The following is a 24,411-nucleotide window of genomic DNA, read 5'->3' as shown; positions in this document are numbered from 1 at the left end:
AGGATCGCCAGCCGTGACCATCGAAGCGCCCGAAACCAGGATCGTCGAAACCACCCGTGTCGCCTGCGATGGCGGCGAAGGTGCGTTGGGCCACCCGCGCGTCTGGCTGCAGATTCCCGAGGATACCGGTTGGGTCGAATGCCCCTATTGCGACTGCAAATACGTGCTGCAGGGGCGCGAGGGCTGATCGGCCCGATCGCGGCACCCATCGTGCAACCGGAGAGGAGACAGGATGCTGTTCGCAGCCAAGACTATTGACCTTTCCGACAGCCAGCCCATCGCAAACGGCACCGTCCGCAGCGTCTATGATTTCCCCGGCCAGCCCGATCTGTTGATCAAGGTGTTCACCCGCGCCGAGGATCGCGTGTCGCACCGATGGGGCAAACGTCTGGCGTGGAAGCTGGCACCCGGCGCGCGCTATCGCAACACGCTGAAAGAGATCGAGTGCGAGTTGCGCGCGGCGCTCAAACTCGGAGCGCAGATCGAAGACTCGCCGCTGTCGCGTATGCTGGGTGTGGTTCAGACCACACGCGGACCAGGCGTGGCGGTCGAGCGGATCAGCGGGTCGGATGGCGCTTTGGCTGAAAAGCTTGGCGCGATTACGGGTCAGGGCCGGATGACGGCTGCGATTCTCGAAGATCTGAACGTATTTGTCGCCAAAATGTTCGATCTGCACATCGTGGCGCGGGACGTCAAACGATCAAACATTGTTTACGGGGTTCGCAACAACGCCCCGGCCTTCTTCCTGATCGATGGCTACGGTGAGCGGAACCTTGTGCCCCTTCGCAGCATGTCCAAGCGTCTCAATGACCGGTCACTAAGCCGTCAGTTCGCAGTCATTGCGCAGAAAACGGGGCTTGATTGGCACCCTGATACGCGCAGGTTCTCGGGCGTCCCGACGCCTGCGTCCGATGGCGTTTCAGGATTGTGACCGGCCTCGTCTTTTCCACAAGCATTCGATACAACTTGGCGCAACCCAGCGCAGGAGCCTCATATGACCACGACCCAATTCGGAAAAGGCTGCCATCTGCATCTCATTGACGGATCGGCCTTTATCTTCCGTGCCTATCACGCGCTGCCACCGCTGACACGAAAATCGGATGGGTTGCCGATCGGGGCGGTGTCAGGCTTCTGCAACATGCTGCAGAAATATGTCGAAGGGAATGCCGGACCAGACGCGCCGACCCATGTGGCGGTGATCTTCGACAAGGGGTCCCATACCTTCCGCAACGATCTGTATGACCTCTACAAAGCCAACCGCGAGGCGATGCCCGAGGATCTGCGCCCGCAGATGCCTCTGACCCGTGAAGCAACCCGCGCCTTCAACATCGCCTGTAAAGAGCTGGAAGGCTATGAGGCTGACGACATCATTGCCACGCTGGCCGTTCAGGCGCGCGAAGCAGGGGGGCGGGTGACCATCGTCAGTTCCGACAAGGACCTGATGCAACTGGTCGGCGGCGGCGTGGAAATGCTCGATGCGATGAAGAACAAGCGCATCGACCGTGATGGCGTGTTCGAGAAGTTCGGTGTGGGTCCTGAACGGGTGGTCGATGTGCAGGCGCTGGCCGGGGATTCAGTGGACAACGTGCCGGGGGCTCCGGGTATCGGGATCAAAACGGCGGCGCTGCTGATCAATGAATATGGCGATCTGGAAACGCTGCTGGATCGCGCGGAAGAGATCAAACAGCCCAAGCGCCGCCAGACCCTGATCGAAAAGCGCGACCAGATCGAGCTGTCAAAAAAGCTGGTGCAACTGGATGAGCAAACGCCGCTGGACTTCACGCTGGACGATCTTGAGGTGAAAGACCCGGATGCCGAAACCTTGCTGGGCTTTCTGGCCGAGATGGAGTTCCGTACCCTCACCAAGCGTATCGCCGACAAGCTGGGGGCTGAGGCTCCGGTAATCGCCGATGCGCCCGCGCCGGTTGAGGAAACGCAGACCGAAGAGGTTCCGTTTGATGCGGCGAAATACGAATGCGTCCGCGATGCGGATGCTCTGCAGAAATGGATCGATCAGGCTTATGAACGCGGCTGGGTCGCTGTGGACACCGAAACCACCGGTCTGAATGAGATGATCGCCGATTTGGTCGGCATTTCTCTGTGCGTCAAGGCAGGGGAAGCCTGCTATATCCCGCTGATCCATCGCGAAAGCGCAACTGATGATTTGTTCGGGACGGATGCGCTGGCCGAGGGGCAGATGCCGCTGGAACGGGCTCTAACCCTGCTGAAACCAATGTTCGAGGACCCGTCGATCCTGAAGATCGGGCAGAACATGAAATACGATGCCAAGATCTTTGCCCGCTATGGCATCGATGTGGCCCCCATCGATGACACCATGCTGATGTCCTACGCGATGCATGGTGGCGAGCATGGGCATGGCATGGATACACTGTCCGAACGCTATCTGAGCCACACTCCGATCCCGATCAAACCGCTGCTGGGCTCGGGCAAATCGGCGATCACTTTCGACAAGGTGCCGATCGATGAAGCCACGGCCTATGCCGCCGAGGACGCGGATATCACGCTGCGCCTGTGGAAACTGTTCAAGCCGCAACTGCATCAGGTTCAGGTAACGACGGTTTATGAAACGCTCGAACGTCCGCTGGTGCCGGTTCTTAAAGAAATGGAGATGCACGGCATCAAGGTCGACCGCGATGTGCTGAGCCGCATGTCGAACGCCTTTGCCCAGAAAATGGCTGGGTTAGAGGCTGATATCCATGAACTGGCGGGCGAGAATTTCAATGTCGGCTCGCCTGCGCAGTTGGGTGAAATCCTGTTCGACAAGATGGGTCTGGAAGGCGGCAAGAAAGGCAAGACCGGCAAGTATTCGACCGGGGCCGATATTCTGGAAGACCTCGCCACCGAGCATGAACTGCCGCGCCGGGTGCTGGACTGGCGGCAACTGTCGAAACTGAAATCGACCTACACCGACGCGCTGCAGACCCATATCAACCCGGATACGGGCCGGGTGCATACGTCTTATTCGATCACGGGGGCCAACACCGGACGTTTGGCCTCGACCGATCCGAACCTGCAAAATATTCCGGTGCGTACCGAGGAAGGGCGGCGCATTCGCGAGGCGTTCATTGCCGAGCCGGGCAACGTGCTGGTCAGCCTCGACTACAGCCAGATCGAGCTGCGGATTCTGGCGCATATCGCCGGGATTGACGCGTTGAAGAAAGCGTTTTCGGACGGGCTGGACATTCACGCCATGACGGCGTCCGAGATGTTCGATGTGCCGCTGGACGAGATGACGCCCGATATCCGCCGTCAGGCCAAGGCGATCAACTTTGGTGTGATCTATGGCATCTCGGGCTTTGGTCTGGCGCGTAACCTGCGCATTCCGCGTGCCGAGGCGCAGGGATTCATCGACCGATATTTCGAGCGTTTCCCGGGTATCAGAGCCTATATGGACGACACGGTCGCCTTCGCCAAAGAGAACGGCTATGTGCAGACCCTGTTTGGGCGCAAGATTCATACGCCCGAGATCAACGCCAAGGGACCGCATGCGGGCTTCTCACGCCGCGCGGCAATCAACGCTCCGATTCAGGGGACGGCAGCGGATGTGATCCGGCGCGCGATGGTGCGGATGCCGGAGGCCATCAACGGCCTGCCTGCAAAAATGTTGCTGCAGGTGCATGACGAACTGCTGTTCGAAGTGGCCGAGGACGCTGTGGATCAGGTGGTCAGCGTGGCGCGCGACGTGATGGAAGGTGCGTCAGACCCGGCGGTGAGGCTGGATGTAAGACTGGTGGTCGATGCCGGGCAGGGGGCCAACTGGGCCGAGGCGCATTAGGGGCTGCGCTGCTCATCAGGCCCTGCGGGCCCTCTTCGCAACGCGTCAGGCCTCGGGCCTGACCAAACGCGCGATCAGGCGTTTCACGACAGGACCCAGCGTCAGAATCACGGTAAAGGCGATGGGCCAGCAGAAAGCCCACGAGGCCATCCAATCCCCCAATGTCGATGGACCGAAGCCGATGGCCTTGAGTGTCGCGATACCGGTGACGACGCAGGACATCAGGCCGGACATAATCAGGGCAAACAAGGCATTGGCAAAGCGGGCAGGGATCATGAGCGGTATCCTTGGCGTGTTGATGCCTTCAATTGCGCGATTTCAGTCGGAAAATCCAGCATTCATACCGGCTCTATTGCCGCATCCAGGTTAAAGAATCCTCGGTCCGCCGGGTTGAGGGCGTGTATTCTGCACTGACCCAGCCGTCATAGCCGGAACGGTCCATCGCAGCGAACAGCGCGGGGAAATCCATGCTGCCGCGTCCCGGTTCGGATCGATCCGGTGCGGCCCCGATCTGTGCGTGTACGATGCGAGTTTGAAAGCGGTGCCAGATTTCCAGTGCATCACCATGGATCATCTGCGCGTGAAAACTGTCATATTGCAGCCCGACATTTGGCCGGTCGACGCGATCCAGCGCATCGGCGGCCAGATCATAGTCGTTCAGGAAGTAGTCTGGCTGCGACACCGGGTTGAGCGGCTCGATGGTAAACTGTTGATCCGGCGCGATATCCGCTGCCCATCGCAGGTTTTCGACAAAACTGGCCATTGCATCCGGGCCACAGGCATATCCTGCCATGACGTGAATAAACCGGGGCCGCAGGATATCGGCATAGCGCAAAACCCGCCGGATGTCGGACTGGAACCGGGCCGAACCGCCGGGCACGGCCGCATAGCCCGGCGCGCCGCCGGTGTAGTTCGGGGGCGGGGCGTTGATCAGGACCAGATCCAACCCGCTGGCCAGCAGGGCGCGACGGGTTTCTTTGGCGGCCAATTCATAAGGGAAGAGAATTTCAACCGCGGTGAACCCGGCCTGCGCAGCGGCCGGGAAACGATCCAGATAGGGCAGTTCATTGAACAGCAGTGAAAGATTGGCAGCAAATCGGGGCATGGGGTATCCGGTCTCGGTCTGCGGAAAGACTAGCGATCACGACTGCTGCGTGAAAGAGACTGAAAACGACAGATTGTCGAAAATCGGCCAGAACACCTATGGCTGATCGGGGACAGTCGCTTTGACGCGGCGAATCATTTTTCCTTCGCCAGGCCAACTGAAGGTTTGAACTCTATGCGGCTAAGCCCGAGATCCGTTCGCGGAAACACACTGGTTGTGTCTGGTGGACGAGATGCAACGATGCAGGGGAATACTCTGGCGGTTGCCTCAATGCTGACATGGGCGGCGGGGTTTCCAGCGGCGGATATCCTGTTGCAAAACTGGCCACCGGTTGCCCTGTTCTCGGTTCGGTTGGCGCTGGCGTTGATGGTATTGATCCCGGTCTGGTTCCTGATCGATGGCCCGGCCCGTGTGTTGAGAGCTCGTTGGGGCCATGCCCTGTTGGTGGGTGGTTTCGGCATCGGATTGAGCATGTTTCTGTTGGTGCTGGCGCAAAAGCTGACTGATCCGGTGACCGTAGCGATTATAGCGTCATGCGCGCCGTTGGTGGCCACTTTGCTTGAACTCGCCGCCGGGACTCGTCGGCTGAGTTGGAACTTCGCCCTCGGCGTTGCGATCTCGATCATCGGCGGGTTGATCGCCACCAGCGCCGTTGCGCCGGCGCAATTGGGGTTGGGCGCATCGCTCGCCATCGTGTCGACTGCGTTGTATTGCTGGGCCAGCATGGCGACGGCGCGGGATTTTCCCGAACTTGGTCAGGTCGGACGCACCACAATCACGCTGGCAGGCGGGATGGTGATGGCGGCTGTCCTGATCGTCGCCGCCGGTTGGCTGGGCATGGATGTGATGCCAACGTCAGCTATTGATACGCAGCAGGTGGGGATGCTGGCGATCTATGCCTTTGTGTCTTTGGGTCTCAGCCAGATTCTGTTCATCGCATCTGTTGGCAGAATCGGCGTGGCGCTGAGTTCCTTTCACATTAACATCGCACCATTCTATGTGATGGTGATCATGGTGGTGCTGGGGGATGACTGGAACTGGACCCGTGCACTGGGTGCGGGCATCGTTGCTGTAGCAGTCATTCTGGCGCAGGACCAGAAAGTGCCCGGGTCTGTTTAGCCGGTCAATTCGTCCGAACGGATCAGCGGAAAGAACTGACAATCGGACCATACCCCGAACCAACCCTCATGATGGGTGCCGATCTCAACCAGCCGATAAAAACTCTTGCGATCAATGCGTGCCTCAAGGTTCGTGCGAACCAAAATATAAGGTGAGGGTTCATCTGTTTCCGCATCCAAGACAATGCGGATCGGGTGATCGGGCCCGGCGATGGCTGTGTCGCCCACCCGCGTCGTGAAAGTCAGGCGCTGGGCCGCGCCTTCGCCGTCCTGATCGAAATCAACGGCAATGAACGGCGCATCTTCGACGGTGATTCCCACTTTCTCAACCGGGGTGACCAGAAAGTAATTGTCCTCTTCTTTCTTAAGAATTGAGGAAAATAGCTTCACAAGCTCGAACCGTGTAATGGGCGACCCTAGATAAGACCATGTGCCATCTTTTGCGATCCGGATGTCCAGATCGCCGCAAAACGGAGGATTCCACAGGTGAACGGGCGGTAAACCGCGCGTTTTGGCCGCTTTGACAGATGCCGCCAGACCGTCTGGCGAGGGGGTCACGGGTTTTTGTCCGCTCATTGCTTTTGCCATTTCCTCTCAGCGCGATACACTTCAATCATAACAGTCCACGGAAGGGAACCTCATGTCCGAACCTGCCGACCTCGTGTCCGAGATCGAAGCGCTGGAAAACAAGCTGCAAGAGGCCAAATCCTCGATCACCCGCCGCTTTGTCGGGCAGGAGAAGGTCGTGGACCTGACCCTGACCGCGCTTTTGTGCGGCGGTCACGCGCTGCTGATCGGCCTGCCGGGGCTGGGCAAGACGCGGCTGGTCGAGACATTGTCGACCGTGATGGGCCTGCATGGCAACCGCATCCAGTTCACGCCGGACCTGATGCCCGCGGATATTCTGGGCTCTGAGGTTCTGGATACGGCCGAGGATGGCAGCCGTCATTTCCGCTTTATCTCCGGCCCGATCTTCTGCGAATTGCTGATGGCGGACGAGATCAACCGCGCCAGCCCCCGGACCCAGTCGGCGCTGCTGCAGGCGATGCAGGAACGCACGGTGACAGTCGCCGGTGAGGATCGGGAACTGGGCGTGCCTTTCCACGTGCTGGCCACGCAGAACCCGATCGAGCAGGAGGGAACCTATCCGCTGCCCGAGGCTCAGCTTGACCGTTTTCTTGTGCAGGTCGATGTGGAATACCCGGATCGCCAGACTGAGCGCGATATCCTGCTGGCCACAACGGGCGTCGAGGAAGCCGAGGCGCATCAGATTTTCACCAAAGAGGAATTGCTGGCCGCGCAGGTTCTGTTGCGCCGGATGCCGGTAGGTGAATCGGTTGTGGAACTGATCCTCGATCTGGTTCGCGCCTTCCGCCCGGATGAGGCTGGCGTGTCTGAGCGGGTCAAGGAAACCGTCGCCTGGGGTCCCGGCCCGCGTGCGGCGCAGGCGTTGATGATGACCGTGCGGGCCAATGCGATGCTGCAGGGGCGGCTGGCCCCCAATGCCGAGGATGTGCTTGAGATGGCGCGCCCGGTTCTCAGCCACCGTATGGCGCTGAACTTTGCAGCGCGGGCGCGCGGCGACAGCCTGTCTGATCTGATCGAATCCACCGCCGTCGGTCTGGTCCGAACCGAGGCCGCGGCGTGAACGTCGCCCAGACCCTTCGCGAACGATCCGAGGCCGAGGCGTCCCGGCTGCCGCCCTTGTTGGCGCGCGCCAAGCATTTGGCCGGAACTGTGCTGTTGGGCGACCACGGGCGCAGGCGCTCGGGTCTGGGGGATGATTTCTGGCAATACCGCCCGGCGCAGATCGGTGACAGTCGCCGGATGATCGACCATCGCCGCTCGGCCCGTGGGGATCAGCAGTTCGTGCGCGAACGTGAATGGCAGATTGCACAGTCGATCATGCTGTGGGTCGATCAGGGCGCATCGATGCGGTTTGCTTCGGACAAGAATCTGCCGACCAAGGCTGACCGCGCACGCCTGTTGGGGCTGGCGACGGCCATTCTGCTGGTGCGCGGCGGTGAACGTGTCGGTCTGACCGGCACCACGCTGCCCCCGCGCCGGGGCAATGCGCAGATCATTCGGCTGGCGCAAGCCTGGTCTGAAGACGCGCAGACAGATTACGCGCCGCCTGAACACCGCGCCATGATCCCACATGCGCGTGCGGTGTTCATTTCGGATTTCCTTGGCCCCTTGGATGAGGTCGAACTGGCCCTGACCAAAGCCGCCGACCGTGGCGTGCGCGGCGTGTTGCTTCAGGTTCTGGATCCCAGCGAAGAGAACTTCCCCTATTCCGGCCGCACCATCTTTGAAAGCGTCGGCGGCACTGCCCGGCACGAGACATTGAAAGCTGCAGACCTGAGGGATCGCTATCTTGATCGGCTGGCCGCGCGGAAGGATGCGCTGACGCAGCTATGCCGCGCGACCGGATGGCAGATGGGGCTGCACCATACGGGCGACAGCGCGCAATCGGCTCTGTTGTGGCTCTATCGTGCACTGGATGGGGGTGCGCAATGACGGTTCTGGCGGGCATCGGCTTTACCGCACCTTGGGTGTTGCTGGGTCTTTTGACCCTGCCGATCCTGTGGCTGATCCTGCGCGCTGTTCCACCTGCGCCGATCCGCCGACTGTTCCCCGCGGTCACCTTGTTGCGGGGCCTTAAGGACGACGAAAGCGTTTCGGACCGCACGCCGTGGTGGCTGTTGCTGCTCAGAATGCTGGCGGCGGCGGCGATCATTATCGGGCTGGCGGGGCCGGTACTGAACCCCTCGCGCAATGAGACCGGATCGGGTCCGCTGCTGCTGGTTCTGGATGCAAGCTGGGCAGGCGCGACGCGCTGGTCATCGACGCTGGATCAGATCGACGTGCAACTGACCGAGGCCGGACGTGCGGGCCGTCCAGTGTCGATCCTGCGCCTGACCGAACCCGAGGCCCCAGTGTTTCAGGCCGCCGAGACGTGGCGTGGGCGACTGCCGGGTTTGACACCGATGCCGTGGCAACCGACCGAGGCGCAGATCGACCAGACACTGGCTGCGCTGGCGCAGGCAGACGGCGGATTTGATACTCATTGGTTCAGCGACCGGCTGTCCTATGAAGGGCAAGACCGCCTGATCTCGGCCCTGCAAGGGCGCGGTGACGTGACGGTGTACCAATCCGCGGCACCTGTAGCCGCGATCCTGCCTGCCACCTATCAGGATGGTGCGATCCAACTCAGCGTGCTGCGCGCCAATCCGGGTCCGGCAGACAGCGTCACTGTTCTGGCGCAAGGGCGTGATCCGGCTGGTGCTATGCGCGTTTTGCAATCCACGCCGCTGGCATTCGAAAACGGCTCTAACAAGGCGCAAATCGATCTCTCACTGCCTTCGGAACTGCGCGCCCGGATTACCCGGTTCGAGCTGCAGGGCCAACGCTCTGCCGGTGCGGTAACATTGACGGATGACAGCCTTCGCCGGCGCGAGGTGGCGTTGATCGCGGGAACGCTGAATCGTGAAGGATTGGAGCTGCTTTCACCGCTGCATTACCTGACACAGGTGCTGATCCCGACGGCTGATTTTGTCGAAGGCGGCCTGGCCGAGGTCTTGCCTGCCAACCCGGATGTGATCGTGCTGGCGGATGTCGCCAAGCTGTCTGAGTCCGAGCAGGCCGGTGTGGCCGAATGGGTCGAACAGGGCGGTTTGTTGCTGCGCTTCGCGGGCCCGCGCATGGCGGCCAGCGATCTGGGGCGCGATACCGAGGACACGTTGCTGCCGGTGCGCCTGCGCAGCGGTGGCCGCTCGGTCGGCGGTGCCATGAGCTGGGGTGAGGCAAAAGGGCTTGCGCCGTTCCCCGAGACCTCGCCGTTTTATGGGTTGGAAATCCCCGAGGATGTATCGGTGACCACTCAGGTCATGGCACAACCAGACCCTAACCTGGCGGATCGGGTGATTGCCTCGCTGTCAGATGGAACGCCTTTGGTAACGCGCAAACCTCTGGGGCTGGGGCAGGTGGTGCTGTTCCATGTCACGGCGGATGCCGAATGGTCAAGCCTGCCGCTGTCGGGGCTGTTCGTTGAGATGCTCGACCGCCTTGCGGTCGCCTCGGCTGCGAAATCGCGGCAAGAGGCGCAAATGCAGGGCACTGTTTGGGAGCCGGTTCAGATACTGGATGGTTTTGGCACGTTGACCGACGCGGGAACACTGCCCGGGGTGGATGGGGTCGCACTGGTCTCGGGGCAGATTGGGCCTGACCTGCGCCCGGGACTTTACGAAAGCGGCAAGCAGAAACTGGCGCGGAATGTGCTGGCCGAGGATGCCGTGTTGTCGCCAGTAGTCTGGCCCGCCGATGTCCCGATCCGGGGTCAGGAGGTCAGCACCGAGACGCCGCTTGATGGTCTGTTGCTCAGCCTCGCATTGCTGTTGCTGACGGTGGATGTGATTGCGTCTTTGGCGCTGTCGGGGCGTTTGGCCAAGGCAACCCCTGTCGCCTTTGCTCTGGCTGCTCTTTTCGTTGCCCCTGACGTGCGGGCGCAGACACCTGACGATACCGATTTCGCGCTGGATGCGACGCAGGAGCTGGTGCTGGCCCATGTGCTAACCGGGGACGCCGAGGCAGACGATATCGCCTTGGCCGGGCTGCGCGGGCTTGTGCAGACACTGCATTATCGCACCTCGGTCGAACCTGCCGATCCGATAGGTGTTGATCTGGAACGGGATGAGCTTGCGTTTTTCCCGCTGCTCTATTGGCCGATCACGCCCGATCAGCCGCAGCCCTCGGTCGAGGCTTATGCCAAACTCAACGCTTATCTGCGATCCGGAGGGATGATCCTGTTCGACACGCGTGACGCCGATATCGCCGGTTTCGGGGCATCCAGCCCCAATGGCCGCAAACTGCAGCAATTGGCAGCGCCATTGAATATCCCTTCGTTAGAGCCTGTTCCGCGCGATCACGTGCTGACCCGCGCCTTCTATCTGCTTCAGGATTTCCCCGGTCGCTATTCCGGCACCGAGGTCTGGGTCGAGGCCGCGCCGCCTGATGCCGAGCAGATTGAGGGGATGCCGTTCCGCAATCTCAACGACAACGTGACGCCAGTGGTGATCGGCGGCAATGACTGGGCCGGAGCCTGGGCGGTCGATCGCAACGGTCAGTCCTTGCTGCCCGTGGGCCGGGGCTATGCCGGTGAACGGCAGCGCGAACTGGCCCATCGCTTTGGCGTCAATCTGGTGATGCACGTGCTGACCGGGAACTACAAATCCGATCAGGTCCACGTGCCCGCCCTACTGGACAGGTTGGGACAATGACCGGAACCGTCATATTCGATCCACTGATCCCGTGGCCAATACTGGCCGCCGTCGCCGTCGTGGCGCTTGGCGGTGTTGTGCTGGCGCTTTGGCGTGGTCTGTCGGGCTGGGCTCTGCGCGGGTTGGCCGCCCTGGTTGTTCTGGCGGCGCTCAGCGGTCCTGTGTATCAGGTCGAGGATCGCGCGCCGCTGACCGATATCGTTCTGATGATCGAGGATGAAAGCGCCAGTCAGAAACTGTCTGACCGCGCCGAACAAACCATGCAGGCTGCGGACGCGCTCGCAGCGGAAATCGAGTCCCGCGATAATACCGAGCTGCGCCGGATCAAGATCGGTGATGGGGAGGGAGACGAGGGCACGCAGGTCATGGCTGCCTTGAACGCCGCACTCGCCGAAGAACCCCGCGCGCGGATTGCAGGCGTTCTTGTCGTCTCGGATGGTATCGTTCATGACGCGGATCAGGCCCCGGACCTGCCTGCGCCGATGCATTTGTTGCAAACCGGGCGCGCCGCAGACTGGGATCGACGACTGGTTGTGCGCAACGCCCCCGCCTTCGCCATTATCGGAGAGCCCGTGACCCTGACGCTGCGCGTCGAGGATACCGGCGCCGCGCCCACCGGTGTCGCCACCGCGCCGCTTGAGATTTCGGTCGACGGGGCCGAGCCCGAGCAATTTACCATTCCCATTGGACTGGACGTCGAATTGCCGATCACGCTGCCGCATGGTGGGCGAAACGTCATCCAGTTCACCGTACCCGAGGCTGAGGGAGAGCTGACCGATCGCAACAACACCGCGCTGATCCAGATGAATGGTGTCCGCGATCGCCTGCGTGTTCTGCTGGTCTCGGGCGAACCGCATCCGGGCGGGCGCACATGGCGCAATCTGCTGAAATCCGACAGCTCGGTTGATCTGGTCCATTTCACCATCCTGCGTCCGCCGGAAAAGCAGGACGGTGTGCCGGTCGACGAACTGTCGCTGATTGCCTTCCCGACGCGCGAGCTGTTTCTGGAAAAGATCAACGATTTCGACCTGATCATCTTCGACCGCTACAAGCGACGCGGCATTCTGCCTGCGATTTATCTGGACAATGTTGGCGACTATATCGTCAACGGCGGTGCCGTGCTGGTCGCTGCTGGCCCCGATTTTGCCACCGCTGACAGCCTGTTCCGATCCCCGCTTGGGCCGGTGCTGCCGGCAAAACCCAGCGCCCGGGTCTATGAAGAACGCTATGTGCCGATGGTGACAGACCTGGGCCAGCGCCACCCTGTGACCACCGATCTCGGAGATGCCGAAACCTGGGGCGCGTGGTTGCGCCAGATTGACGTCAGGCAAAACTCGGGCGACCTGTTGATGACCGGCGTCGAGGACCGTCCGCTGCTGGTTCTGGATCGTGTCGGCGAAGGCCGGGTGGCGCTGCTGGCTTCGGATCACGCCTGGCTCTGGAGTCGGGGTTTCGAAGGCGGTGGCCCGCAGCTGGAGCTGCTGCGCAGGCTGGCCCATTGGATGATGAAAGAACCCGAGCTTGAGGAAGAGGCGCTGTGGGCCGAGGCCACCGGCCAGTCGATGCGGATCATACGCCAGACCCTTTCGGATGAGGTCGGGCCGGTCACCGTGACCCGCCCCAATGGCGACCAGTTTGAGGTCACACTGAACGAAGTCTCGCCCGGTCGGTTCGAGGCGCAGTATTTTGGGCCCGAAATCGGTCTATACCGTTTGCAGGAAGGTGAACACTCCGCGGTGATCGGCCTTGGTCCCGCCGCCCCCAAAGAATTCGAGCGCACGATTGCCACCGATGAAATCCTCAGCCCGACGCTGGCCGTTTTGCGTGGCGGTGCGGTCCGCGTCGAAGACGGATTGCCCGCGATCCGCAATGTCCGCTCCGGTCGACCTGCGGCAGGGCGTGGCTGGATCGGACTGACCCCGCGCAACGCGTATGAGACACGCGATGTCACGCAGGCCGGTCTGCTGCCGCCCTGGCTCGTGTTGCTGCTGGCAGGTGGCTTCCTGCTGGGCGGGTGGCTGCGGGAAGGGCGGCGCTGACGGCGTTTAAGCACTTTTTCATGCTCTGCCGCGATGCTGGACGCAAAGCATTGCGGGAATCCAGTTATGAGCCTTGCAGAAAAACTGGCGCAGGAACGACGCGCGCGCCTGGCCGCCGAACGGTTGTTGCAGCAAAAGCAGGCGGCGCTGTCCGCCGCCAATCGCAAACTGGGCCGTCATGCAATTGCCCTGACCCGGCAAATCGATGAGACTCAGGCCGAGGTGGCGACCGTTCGGGATGAAAACGAAAGGGTCAAATCCGACCTGACCGAAGCCAACGCCAAGGTCGAGGTTGCTGAACGCCGGCTCTGGCATTCGGTTCAGACCATCCCGGACGGGTTTGCCTTTTTCGACGGCAGTAACACGCTGATCGGAGCCAATGCAGCCTATCTGAGCGTATTTGACGGTCTGGAGGAGGTGGCGCCGGGCGTTACCTATACTCGCATCCTCGAAATACTAACCCATGAGGGGATTGTCGATATCGGGGCAGAGTCGATCACCGATTGGCAGGCCCGCATGCTTGCGCGCTGGAAGCAGGCGCACCCGGAGCCTGAGGTTATCCAGCTGTGGAACGGGCAGTACATCCGTCTAATCGACCAGCGCGGGCACGGTGGTGATGTTCTGAGCCTGGCGCTGAACATCACCGCCTCGGTCCGGCACGAGGCCGAGTTGAACGCCGCCCGCGAGCGTGCCGAGGCTGCAAACCGGGCCAAATCCGCTTTTCTGGCCAATATGAGCCACGAGATTCGCACGCCGATGAACGGTATCGTCGGAATGACCGAATTGCTGACCGAAACCCCACTCAGCGAAGAACAGCGGCTCTATGTCAGCACGATCCGCAACTCGGGCGAGGCATTGCTGGTCATCATCAACGATGTGCTGGATTATTCCAAGATCGAGGCCGACAAGCTGACCCTGCACCCGGAACAGTTTGATCTGGAACGCTGCATTCTTGAGGTTGCGATGCTGTTGCAGCCCAGCGTCCGCGACAAGGGGCTGACGCTGCTGGTCGACTACGACCTGTTCCTTCCCACGCTTTTTGTCGGTGATCCGGGCCGGATGCGGCAGATCATGACCAATCTGGTGGGCAATGCGGTCAAGTTCACCGCACAGGGCCATGTGCTGATCCGTGTGACCGGTGTGCCGGATGCCAGCACAGAAAGCTGCGATATTCATGTGGCCATCGAAGATACCGGCATCGGGATCGAAGAAGACAAGGTTCCTCATATCTTTGGTGAGTTCAATCAGGTCGAGGATACCCACAACCGTCAGTTCGAAGGCACCGGTCTGGGTCTCGCCATCACCAAACGCCTGATCTCGATCATGGGTGGCAGCGTTTGGGTCGAAAGCGAGGTCGGCATGGGCTCGTGTTTTGGGTTCCGTATTTCTCTGCCCACCGCAGAGGGTCCGCAACCCGCTCCACCCGATCTGGATGGCCGTCTGCGGCATGTTTTGGTGGTCGAAGACCTGGCCGTGAATCGCACCATCCTGACCAAGCAGTTGGGACGGCTCGGCGCGCGTGTAACGGTTTGTTCGTCAGGGGCCGAGGCACTTTCTCTGGTGGACGCGAGCATGGATTTTGTCCTTTGCGACCATGATCTGCCGGATATGGACGGGTTGGAACTTGCCACGACCCTGCGTGACAAAGGGTGGGCCGAGTTGCCGATCGTGGTGATGTCGGCCAATCCCGGTGTGATTCACGCCGACCCCGCCCAGCAATTGATCGAAGGCGTGTTGCAAAAACCCATTCCGCGAGCTGAGCTTTATTCCCGCCTGCTTGCGCTTGGCGCGCCCGGATTCAAACCTGATCAGCAGGAACCCGCCAGTGTTAGCACACATGTACCGCCGCACAGCCCTCAGGATGCAAGGCGCATGCGAGTTCTGGCGGCCGAGGACAACCGCACCAACCAATTGATCCTGAAGAAGATGATGAAAGACCTGAACATCGACCTGAGATTCGTCTCAAACGGGCTTGAGGCCGTAGAGCTCAACGCTGAATTCACCCCGGATCTGATCTTCATGGACATTTCGATGCCCAGGATGGATGGGAAAGAAGCAACGACTGAGATCCGCCGTCGCGAAATCGGAACCGACCGGCACGTTCCCATCGTGGCGCTGACTGCACATGCCATGGCGGGGGATGATCAGAGCATTCTGGCCGCAGGGTTGGATCACTATTTGACCAAACCGCTTCACAAAAACCTGATCCACCAGATGATCGTAAAGTATTGCCCCGACCGTGCTCTTCCAGTCAGCAAGGACGCCGAGCCTGAAACGCGATAGGCTCGAATTCAGACCGGCCGATATACATCGATCCATTCTTCATCCGGCTAAAAATATCCCGGGGAGCGCGAGGGGCTGGCCCATCGCTCCGCCCTCGAAACCGGCAAAATATCAGGCCTGATAAGGGCGCACAAAGACCGGTTTGTCTGCTTCTGACAGCTCAGGGCGATACCCATATCCCCCCGCATCAAATTCGAGCAATCCAGCCGGATCGCGCAGCCGATGCTGGATCACATAACGCGCCATGGCGCCGCGCGCTTTCTTGGCAAAGAAGCTAACGATTTTCGGCGTGCCGCCTTTGTCTTCCATGAACACAGGTGTAATCACCCGCAATTTCAGCGCCTTGAGGTCTACCGCGCCAAAATACTCCTGACTGGCACAGTTTATCAGAATGTCTGACCCGATCTGTTCGCCTTGTGCATTCAAGGCTTTGCTCAACTGGTCTCGCCAATACTCATAGAGGTTCTTGCCGCGACGCGTTTTCAGTTTGCTGCCCATCTCAAGCCGATAGGGTTGTATCGCATCCAGTGGGCGCAGTACGCCGTAAAGGCCGGACAGGATACGCAGGTGATCCTGCGCCCACTCCAATTCATCGGCATCAAGCGATGCGGCCTCAAGGCCCTGATAGGTATCGCCCGCAAAGGCCAGCGCCGCAGGGCGGGTCAAATCAGCCTCGGGCGCAGCCGAGAAGGCCCGATAGCGGTCGCGGTTCAACCGTGCCAGATCATCGCTCAGATCCATCAGATTTTTCAGATCGCCCAGCGTCAGGTTGCGCGCGGTTTTTGACAACCGGATCGCATCGTCCTGAAAATCCGGTTGAGTGACCTCGACATCGTGCTCTGCCCAATCCAGCCGCTTGGCCGGGGAAATCACTACCAGCATAACCGCCCTCTTTCCTTGCCTGTTCTGCGGTATCTAGCCCGCCTGACGCAGCACGTCCAGAAACGCGGCACCAAACCTTTCGTGACGGCGGTCGCCCAGCACCTGTTCGACGCCGCGCGCATCATCGGGGCGCAATTGCGCCACCTTGGCCAGTTGCGAGGCCGAGCAAGTCAGGGGTTTGTCGATGCCGTCCGGTCCGCGCGACAGATCGTTCTGCACGGCCAGAAGCTGATCGTAGATCTCGCCTTGATCCCGGCCCGCCAGCTTGCGGCGCGCCGGGTGCAGCGCTTCGGCCTCTCCGGCAATCACCTCAAGGAAGGTATCGCCGTAGTGCTCCAGCTTCTTTGCGCCCACGCCACCGATCCGGGCGATGTCATCTAGCGTCATGGGCCGCTTCTCGGCCATTTCGATCAGTGTGCGGTCGGGAAAGATGACATAGGCCGGGACCCGCGCGGATTCCGCCAGCGCCCGGCGTTTGGCCTTGAGCGCGGACAGCAGCGGCGCGTCTTCTTCGGCGACCATGGCCTTGACCGCCGGACGGCGCGTGGCCTTGCGGATCGTGTCCTTGCGCAGGTCGATCCGCGCCTCGCCCTTCAGGATCGGTTTGGCGGCTTCCGTCATACGCAATGCGCCATGGCGTTCCGGGTCGGGGCGCACCAGATCGTGGCCCATCATCTGCCGGAAGATGGCCTGCCATTGCGGGCGCGACCAGTCCTTGCCGATGCCCCAGGTAGACAAAGCGTCATGGCGGCGGGCGCGGGTCTTGTCCGTCTCGTTGCCCAGCAGGATGTCGATCAGATGGCCTGAACCGAACCATTCCTCGGTGCGCAGGATCGCCGACAGCGCCATGCGAACCGGGGTGGTGCCGTCGAACACTTCGGGCGGTGTGTCACACAGATCGCATTTGCCGCAGGGTTCCGCCTGTTCACCGAAATAGCCCAGCAAGGTCTGGCGACGGCACACCAGCGCCTCGGCCAGTCCGAGCAGAGCGTTCAACCGCGCGTGATCGGCCATGCGGCGTTCGGGCGGGGCCAACCCTTCGTCGATCTGTGACCGGCGCAGGCGGATGTCGTCGGGGCCGAACAGGGTCAGGGTCTCGGCAGGTCCACCGTCACGGCCGGCGCGGCCGATTTCCTGATAATAGGCCTCGATGGATTTCGGCAGGTCGGCATGGGCGACCCAGCGGATATCCGGTTTGTCGATACCCATGCCAAAGGCCACCGTGGCGACCACGATCAGCCCGTCCTCGCGGGCAAAACGGGTTTCGACGATGCGGCGGTCCTCGGCCTCCATCCCGCCGTGATAGTGGCAAGCGGTGTGTCCTTCGGCGCGCAAGGCCTGTGCCAAAACTTCGGTCTTGTTGCGGGTGCCGCAATAGACGATGCCGGACTGGCCTTTGCGGGCGGCGGCGAATTCGAGGATCTGCTTGCGCGGCCCGTCCTTGGCGGCAAAGGCCAGATGGATGTTGGGCCGGTCGAACCCGCGCAGGAACTTGCGCGGGGCGGTGCCGTCGAACAGTTTCTCGACAATCTCGTCCCGCGTTTCTGCGTCCGCCGTGGCGGTGAACGCGGCCAGAGGCACGTTCAGGGCGCGCCGCAATTCTCCGATCCGCAGATAATCAGGGCGGAAATCATGGCCCCATTGGCTGACACAATGCGCCTCGTCCACAGCAATCAGGCTGACGTTGATCCGGCGCAGCATCCCCAGCGCCGACCCGGCGGCCAGACGTTCGGGCGCCATATAGAGCAGCTTGAGCCGCCCGGCCTCTAGCCTCTCCCACACGGCATCAGTTTCTTCTTGCGTATTGCCGGACGTCAGCGCCCCAGCTTCGACCCCGGCCTCCTGCAGCCCACGGACCTGATCCCGCATCAGCGCGATAAGCGGAGAGATCACCACCGTAACCCCGTCGCGCAATAGCGCAGGCAGTTGGAAACACAGGGATTTACCGCCACCCGTCGGCATGATGGCCAGCACGTTATCGCCCAGCGTGACGGCATCGACGATCTCTTCCTGACCGGGGCGGAAGGCGTCGAAACCAAAGACGTCTCGCAACAAGGGTGCGGAGTCGAACATGCGTCGGAAGGCCCTGTCTTATGGTTTATCTGCTCTTAAGACAGGACCATCACATACTAAGATTCGGTGAACAAGTGGTCAGTAGAAATAGACCGCATTGTTGATCAGGATGATCCGCAGCGCATAGACCGCAATCAGCACCACCAGCGGTGTCAGGTCCAGGCCACCCATATTGGGCAGAATGCGACGGATCGGGCCGTAGATCGGCTCTAATATGCGGTTCAGCCCGTACCAGATCTGCGCCACCAGTTGCTGATGCAGGTTTAGCACCTGGAAATTGATCAGCCAGCTCATGATCACGTGGGCAAGGATGATGAACCAGACAATGTCCAGGATCAGCAAAAGGATTTGGATCAGCGACAGCATGGGCACTCCGTTCGTCAATTGCCCTGAGACCTAAGCGTCACAGCCGCAAAGAGCAAGTGCGCCCCAACACAACGCTTGCGAATTGACCCAAAGCCTCGTCTTATGATTGCAACAATAATATGGGGCAGTGATGGCTGAGATTTCCAAGCGCAAGCGTATCTGGGGCTGGTGGTTTTTCGATTGGGCCAGCCAACCTTATCATACCTTGTTGGTGACCTTTGTCTTTGGCCCCTATTTTGCAAGTGTTGCAGCGCAGTATTACCTGACCTCTGGTCTGGCAGAAGAGGCCGCCAAGGCGCAAGCACAGGTCGTCTGGGCGAACTGCATGACCATCATTGGGCTGATCATCGCCTTTGGTGCCCCATTGCTGGGTGCGATGGCGGATGTCTCGGGGCGACGCATCCCCTGGATCTTCGGGTTTTCGGTGATGTATGCGGTTGGCTCCGCCGCGCTGTGGTACACGATGCCCGATGGCTCGAACATGTGGTTGATGCTGTCGGCCTTTGGCCTGGGCTTTGTGGGCGCGGAATATGCGCTGATCTTCATCAATTCTCAGTTGCCCGAACTGGGAGATGACAACGAGGTGGGCGAGATCTCAGGCTCGGGCTTTGCCTTCGGCTATTTCGGTGGTCTGCTGTCGCTGGCCATCATGCTTGCGTTGTTCGTTGAGCAGCCCAACGGCAAGACCCTGATCGGGATGGACCCAATGTTCGGGCTGGATGCAACGGCACGGGAAGGCACGCGGTTTGTCGGCCCGTTCACCGCCGGGTGGTTTGTGTTGTTCATGGTGCCGTATTTCCTGTGGGTTCGGGATGATCCAACGACCGAGAAACAAGGCAGCGTCGGTGAAGCGCTGCGGCTGCTGGGGAAGTCCGTGGCGGCGCTGCGTCATCGGGTCAGTTTGGCGACCTATCTGGGATCTTCGATGTTCTACCGGGACGCGCTGAACGGGCTTTACACATTTGGTGGCACTTACGCTGCACTGGTGCTGGAATGGAATCTGGTCAAGATCGGAGTATTCGGGATCGTCAGTGTTCTGGCCTCGGCCATCTTTGCGTGGATCGGAGGCAAGATGGACCGCAAATACGGCCCTAAACCGGTGATTTTGGTCGCCATCTGGGTTCTGATCTTTGTCTGCCTGACCGTGGTTTCGATGGATCGGACACAAGTCTATGGCATTGCCCTGCCAGAAGGCTCGGGCCTGCCGGATCTGGTGTTCTTTGGCTGTGGCGTGCTGATTGGTGGGATGGGTGGAGTTTTGCAATCCGCCAGCCGCTCGATGATGGTGCGCCATACCGATCCGGCCACACCGGTCGAGAGCTTTGGCCTGTACGGATTGTCGGGCCGCGCCACCGCTTTTGCGGCACCCCTTCTGATCGGAATTGCCACAGCCGTGACCAGCAGCGCACGACTGGGGGTGTCACCGATCATTCTGTTGTTTATTCTGGGTCTAGTCCTGATGCGCTGGGTGAAACCGGAAGGGGATCAGAACAGATGATTTTATTACGTTTTCTGGCCATGCTGGCCGCTTTGACATTGGCAGGCACCGCAGGGGCACAGCCCCTGGCGAAGCAGTTGTTCGGCTCCCAGAAGGTGGGATCACAACAGAAATCCGCCGCTTTCGGCAGTTATTCGCGTGGATGCGCCGCAGGGTCGGTGCAATTGCCCGAAACAGGCCCGACATGGCAGGCCATGCGCCTGTCGCGCAATCGCAACTGGGGGCACCCCGAGGCCATCGACTATGTGCAGGACCTCAGCCGCTTTGCCGCGAAACAGCCGGGGTGGAACGGTCTCTATATCGGGGATATCAGTCAGCCGCGGGGTGGGCCGATGACTTCTGGCCATCGCTCTCATCAGCTGGGACTGGATATAGATGTCTGGATGCTGCCGGGCGATAACATGCGCCTCAGCCGGAAAGCGCGCGAGAATATCTCATCCATTTCGCTGCGCCGTGCCAACGGGGCCTATGTGAACGGCAACTGGACAAAACAACACCATGCCGTGTTGCGTGAGGCCGCCAAAGATAAGCGTGTCGCGCGTATCTTCGTGTTCCCGGGTGCCAAGGTGCAGATGTGCAACGACGAGAAAGGCAACCGTGCCTATCTGCGCAAGATCAGGCCCTGGTGGGGGCATCACTATCATTTCCATGTGCGCTTGAATTGCCCCCGAGGCTCGAAAGGCTGCGTCAATCAGGACCCGCCGCCAAGGGGCGATGGCTGTGCCGAGGCGCGGCAATGGGTGCAGAACATCCTCAACCCGCCGCCACCGAACCCGAATGCTCCGCCGCCAAAGAAACGTCGCGAATACCGTTTGGCCGACCTGCCCCAGCAATGCTCCGTCGTTTTGCAATCCAACTGATCGCTGCGTCCCTGCTGGCCGGGCCGGTGTCGGCGATGGAGGTCAAAGCCGCGACGCATCTGGGCAGTTTCACGTGGCGTTCGGAGGTGGACGGGTTCGGCGGGTTTTCTGCGGTCCATATCTTTGAGGGCGGCACGCGCATGTACGCGCTGAGCGACCGGGCCAAGTTGATTGAGGCCCGGATCACGCGCAACGGGGACAAGGCAGTCGATATCCAGATCGTCAGTGCGTGGCCGGTCCTGTCCAGCACCGGGCGGTCTTTGCCGGGATATGTGGGCGATTCCGAAGGCATTGCTGTGGCCCCTGATGGCAGCCTGTATATCTCGTTCGAAGGCGTGCACAGGGTTGCCCGATACGCATCGCCCGGGGGCCGCGCACAGGTGCTGCCAAGGCTGCGGGCGTTTCGGAAACTGGCATCCAACGGCTCATTCGAGGCTCTGGCCATCGACGGTCAAGGCAGACTCTATACCCTGACCGAGAAGAACCGGACCGCGCAGGGGGACATCCCGGTCTATCGGTGGGATGGTCGCAACTGGTCGACCCCCTTTGTTCTGACGGCGCGGGGCCGGTTCATGCCTGTTGCCGCCGATTTCGGGCCAGATGGGCGGCTTTATGTGCTTGAACGCGCCGTGTCCCTGACCGGCTTTCGCACTCGTCTGCGTCGGTGGCAGATCGCGGATGACGCGCCGCGCGCCGAAGAGGTCCTGTTCGAAACCACCACAGGCACCCATGACAATCTCGAGGGTCTTTCGGTATGGCGCGACCTGCAGGGCCGATTACGCGCCACGATGATCTCGGATGACAACTTTCTGGCGTTGCAGCGCACCGAACTGGTAGAATACCTGCTGCCCGATTGACTCGAGCCTTTCAAAGGTCTAAACGCACGGCTTGCCTTGGGATGGTCCCTTGGCCAAGTCGCCGCTACCTTGTCAAAACGGGCATCTGTACATGCAACGCAGCTTTATTCCCGGCATTATTGCCATGGCCACCATCGTCGTGGCCTCGAACATCCTGGTCCAGTTCCTGATCCTTGACGGTCTGTTGACCTGGGGTGCTTTCACCTATCCGCTGGCCTTTCTGGTCACTGACATCATGAACCGCGTCTATGGCGTGGGTCCGGCGCGCAAGGTCGTGTTCGCCGGGTTCGTCACCGGTATCATCTGTTCGCTGATCGGCAGTCAGATCATGCTGCAGGGCGATGGTTTCACCTATGCCGCCGTGCCGTTGCGGATCGCCGTCGCGTCTGGAACAGCCTTCCTGATCGCGCAACTGACCGACGTCACCGTGTTCAATGCGATGCGCGGCGGTCGCTGGTGGCGCGCGCCGCTGGTGTCGACACTGGTCGGCTCGGCGCTGGACACCGCGATCTTCTTTACACTGGCCTTCTCGGCCTCGGTCACCTTCTTCGGCGCAGACGCTGACGCCGCGATCAGCTGGGCGTGGGAGCCTGTGCCCTTCATGCTGTCCGGTCCGATGGCACCGCTGTGGGTGACGCTGGCCTTCGCCGATTGGCTGGTGAAACTGTCGTTGGCGCTGATCGCGCTGATCCCGTTCAAACTGATCGTCGCGCGCCTGACCGCACAACCTGCGTAAAAAAGTGCTTTGAGAATGGCGCATCTTGTGTCAGGCTCAAAGTTAACCGCAACAGATAGAAAAGGAGGTGATCCAGTGTCGAGAAAGAGATTGGAGAGAGGTGTCGGAACAACCGGGGGGAACGCCCGTTAGGGCAGCCCTTGGCGGAGCGTTCGCTCCGGCTGGTCGATTGATCTAACCGACCCGACCTCCTGTACTTTCGAAGGGCCGTCCCGCCGGGGCGGCCCTTTTTGTTTGCGGCTCTGGCGAGTAATGTCCGCCCCATGTTGCGCATCAATGACGATATCACCCTGCAGGACTGGGAAATGACCGAGAGCTTTGTCCGCTCGTCCGGTCCCGGCGGGCAGAACGTCAACAAGGTCTCAACCGCTGTTGAGTTGCGGTTCGAAGCCGCACGCTCGCCGTCTCTGCCCGATCCGGTGAAGAACCGGTTGAAACGGCTGGCCGGGCGGCGCTGGACCAAGGATGGCGCGATTATCATTCAATGCGAAGAGACACGAAGTCAGGCCCGCAATCGCGAAATCGCGCGTGCGCGGCTGGCTGAATTGATCGCCCGCGCTCTGATCAAACCCAAGCGTCGGATCGCGACGAAGCCCACCTATGGCTCGGTCAAACGACGGCTGGCGGCGAAAAAGGCGCGGGGCGACGTGAAGGCGCTGCGCGGCAAGGTCTCGGAAGAATGATCTGGCATATTGTACGGGTCTTGATAGTCTGCCCTGCAGGATAGGCGAGGGTGTAACACCATGAGGCTGGAAGGAAAAACCGCGATCATAACCGGCGGTGCGTCCGGGTTCGGGGCTGGTATCGTCGAGAAATTCCGGGCCGAAGGTGCGCGCGTGATGATCGCGGATATCAACGGTGAAGCGGCGCGAGGATTGGCGGAGACGCTCGGCGGGCAAGCTGTCGCGCATCAGGTCGATGTCTCGGATCGCGCTTCGGTTCAGGCCATGGCAGACGCTGTTCAAAGCCAGTTTGGCGCCCTTGACATATTGGTCAACAACGCAGGCATCACCCATTTGCCAACGCCGCTCGAAGATGTCGCGGATGACGAATTCGACCGCGTCTTCAACGTGAACATGAAATCCGTCTACCTGACGGCCCGCGCTTTTGTTCCAGCCATGAAGGCGCGCGGGGCGGGGGCCATCCTGAACGTTGCGTCAACCGCAGGCCTGTCACCGCGCCCAAACCTGAACTGGTACAACGCTTCGAAAGGCTGGATGATCACGGCAACTAAAACCATGGCGGTGGAGCTCGCCCCCTCTGGCGTCCGCGTCAACGCTATCTGCCCGGTCGCCGGAGAAACCCCGCTGTTGAAGTCCTTCATGGGCGAAGACACACCCGAAATTCGCGCCAAATTCCTTTCGACCATCCCGCTGGGCCGCTTTTCCACCCCCGAAGACATGGCCAACGCGGCCCTGTTCCTGTGCTCGGACGAGGCCAGCATGATCACTGGGACAGCCCTGGAAGTGGACGGTGGCCGATGTATCTGATCCGCACTTCATCTGGCTATAAATATCCC

Annotated in this window: 21 protein-coding genes; 15 read left to right on the top strand and 6 right to left on the bottom strand. The window is 60.9% G+C overall.

The genetic code is table 11. The annotated features are described in order from the left end of the window. Positions 1–13: 13 nt before the first annotated feature. The 3 genes from ACR3E4_RS07125 (at position 14) to polA (ending at position 3,796) form a co-directional block, all read left to right on the top strand. Positions 14–187, top strand: a complete 174-nt coding sequence (locus ACR3E4_RS07125) for a zinc-finger domain-containing protein (RefSeq protein WP_480533588.1) — start codon at positions 14–16, stop codon at positions 185–187. 45 nt (positions 188–232) lie between these two features. Next, positions 233–931 (top strand): YrbL family protein, encoded by a 699-nt coding sequence (locus tag ACR3E4_RS07120; RefSeq protein WP_480533586.1) that lies wholly within the window; start codon positions 233–235, stop codon positions 929–931. Positions 932–994: 63 nt separating this feature from the next. Further along, positions 995–3,796, top strand: a complete 2,802-nt coding sequence (polA, locus tag ACR3E4_RS07115) for a DNA polymerase I (RefSeq protein WP_480533584.1) — start codon at positions 995–997, stop codon at positions 3,794–3,796. A gap of 45 nt (positions 3,797–3,841) precedes the next feature. On the opposite strand, the gene ACR3E4_RS07110 is transcribed toward polA, so the two are convergent. Next, positions 3,842–4,072: a DUF2798 domain-containing protein gene (locus ACR3E4_RS07110; protein ID WP_480533582.1), complete on the bottom strand. Its 231-nt coding sequence runs from the start codon at positions 4,070–4,072 to the stop codon at positions 3,842–3,844. Between the two features lie 73 nt (positions 4,073–4,145). Continuing rightward, positions 4,146–4,901: a hydroxypyruvate isomerase family protein gene (locus ACR3E4_RS07105; RefSeq protein WP_480533580.1), complete on the bottom strand. Its 756-nt coding sequence runs from the start codon at positions 4,899–4,901 to the stop codon at positions 4,146–4,148. A gap of 240 nt (positions 4,902–5,141) precedes the next feature. On the opposite strand from ACR3E4_RS07105, the gene ACR3E4_RS07100 reads away from it, so the two are divergent. Next, on the top strand, positions 5,142–6,020 hold the full coding sequence (locus ACR3E4_RS07100) for a DMT family transporter (RefSeq protein WP_480533578.1): 879 nt from the start codon (positions 5,142–5,144) through the stop codon (positions 6,018–6,020). Here ACR3E4_RS07100 and ACR3E4_RS07095 read toward each other — a convergent pair. Further along, on the bottom strand, positions 6,017–6,595 hold the full coding sequence (locus tag ACR3E4_RS07095) for a DUF1285 domain-containing protein (protein ID WP_480533576.1): 579 nt from the start codon (positions 6,593–6,595) through the stop codon (positions 6,017–6,019). The genes ACR3E4_RS07100 and ACR3E4_RS07095 overlap by 4 nt on opposite strands. A gap of 64 nt (positions 6,596–6,659) precedes the next feature. Here ACR3E4_RS07095 and ACR3E4_RS07090 point away from each other — a divergent pair, with 64 nt between their 5' ends. The 5 genes from ACR3E4_RS07090 (at position 6,660) to ACR3E4_RS07070 (ending at position 15,620) form a co-directional block, all read left to right on the top strand. Continuing rightward, positions 6,660–7,667 carry an AAA family ATPase gene (locus ACR3E4_RS07090; RefSeq protein WP_480533574.1) on the top strand — a complete coding sequence of 336 codons (1,008 nt, stop codon included), beginning with the start codon at positions 6,660–6,662 and terminating at the stop codon, positions 7,665–7,667. Next, positions 7,664–8,539, top strand: coding sequence for a DUF58 domain-containing protein (locus tag ACR3E4_RS07085; protein WP_480533572.1), 876 nt, complete (start codon positions 7,664–7,666; stop codon positions 8,537–8,539). Before ACR3E4_RS07090 ends, ACR3E4_RS07085 begins: the two co-directional genes overlap by 4 nt. Beyond that, positions 8,536–11,298: a DUF4159 domain-containing protein gene (locus ACR3E4_RS07080; protein ID WP_480533570.1), complete on the top strand. Its 2,763-nt coding sequence runs from the start codon at positions 8,536–8,538 to the stop codon at positions 11,296–11,298. Before ACR3E4_RS07085 ends, ACR3E4_RS07080 begins: the two co-directional genes overlap by 4 nt. After that, the gene (locus tag ACR3E4_RS07075; protein ID WP_480533569.1) at positions 11,295–13,337 is read left to right on the top strand and encodes a hypothetical protein; all 2,043 of its coding nucleotides are present in this window, start codon (positions 11,295–11,297) and stop codon (positions 13,335–13,337) included. The genes ACR3E4_RS07080 and ACR3E4_RS07075 overlap by 4 nt, the downstream gene beginning before the upstream one ends. A gap of 66 nt (positions 13,338–13,403) precedes the next feature. Beyond that, on the top strand, positions 13,404–15,620 hold the full coding sequence (locus ACR3E4_RS07070; protein ID WP_480533567.1) for a response regulator: 2,217 nt from the start codon (positions 13,404–13,406) through the stop codon (positions 15,618–15,620). Positions 15,621–15,731: 111 nt separating this feature from the next. On the opposite strand, the gene yaaA is transcribed toward ACR3E4_RS07070, so the two are convergent. The 3 genes from yaaA to ACR3E4_RS07055 form a co-directional block, all read right to left on the bottom strand. After that, positions 15,732–16,502, bottom strand: coding sequence for a peroxide stress protein YaaA (yaaA, locus tag ACR3E4_RS07065; protein ID WP_480533565.1), 771 nt, complete (start codon positions 16,500–16,502; stop codon positions 15,732–15,734). Positions 16,503–16,535: 33 nt separating this feature from the next. Next, positions 16,536–18,575, bottom strand: a complete 2,040-nt coding sequence (recQ, locus tag ACR3E4_RS07060; RefSeq protein ID WP_480533563.1) for a DNA helicase RecQ — start codon at positions 18,573–18,575, stop codon at positions 16,536–16,538. 78 nt (positions 18,576–18,653) lie between these two features. Further along, complete coding sequence (locus ACR3E4_RS07055) at positions 18,654–18,941, bottom strand: YggT family protein (protein WP_480533561.1); 288 nt, start codon at positions 18,939–18,941, stop codon at positions 18,654–18,656. A 130-nt stretch (positions 18,942–19,071) separates the two neighbouring features. On the opposite strand from ACR3E4_RS07055, the gene ACR3E4_RS07050 reads away from it, so the two are divergent. The 6 genes from ACR3E4_RS07050 (at position 19,072) to ACR3E4_RS07025 (ending at position 24,382) form a co-directional block, all read left to right on the top strand. After that, on the top strand, positions 19,072–20,439 hold the full coding sequence (locus tag ACR3E4_RS07050) for an MFS transporter (protein WP_480533559.1): 1,368 nt from the start codon (positions 19,072–19,074) through the stop codon (positions 20,437–20,439). Next, the gene (gene mepA, locus ACR3E4_RS07045; RefSeq protein WP_480533558.1) at positions 20,436–21,299 is read left to right on the top strand and encodes a penicillin-insensitive murein endopeptidase; all 864 of its coding nucleotides are present in this window, start codon (positions 20,436–20,438) and stop codon (positions 21,297–21,299) included. The genes ACR3E4_RS07050 and mepA overlap by 4 nt, the downstream gene beginning before the upstream one ends. Beyond that, a complete protein-coding gene (locus ACR3E4_RS07040; RefSeq protein WP_480533557.1) occupies positions 21,272–22,156 on the top strand; it encodes an esterase-like activity of phytase family protein in 885 nt (294 codons plus the stop codon). Before mepA ends, ACR3E4_RS07040 begins: the two co-directional genes overlap by 28 nt. Positions 22,157–22,247: 91 nt before the next feature. Further along, on the top strand, positions 22,248–22,892 hold the full coding sequence (locus tag ACR3E4_RS07035; protein ID WP_480533555.1) for a queuosine precursor transporter: 645 nt from the start codon (positions 22,248–22,250) through the stop codon (positions 22,890–22,892). Positions 22,893–23,155: 263 nt separating this feature from the next. Then, entirely contained in the window at positions 23,156–23,575 is a 420-nt protein-coding gene (gene arfB / locus ACR3E4_RS07030; RefSeq protein WP_480533553.1) for an alternative ribosome rescue aminoacyl-tRNA hydrolase ArfB, read from the top strand. 60 nt (positions 23,576–23,635) lie between these two features. Further along, a complete protein-coding gene (locus ACR3E4_RS07025) occupies positions 23,636–24,382 on the top strand; it encodes an SDR family oxidoreductase (RefSeq protein WP_480533551.1) in 747 nt (248 codons plus the stop codon). The last annotated feature ends 29 nt before the right edge of the window (positions 24,383–24,411 follow it).

The sequence above is a fragment of the Ruegeria sp. AP11 genome (genome assembly GCF_056535865.1).
Note: the sequence above shows the minus strand (reverse complement) of the source record. Positions and strands in the feature narration are given on the sequence as shown.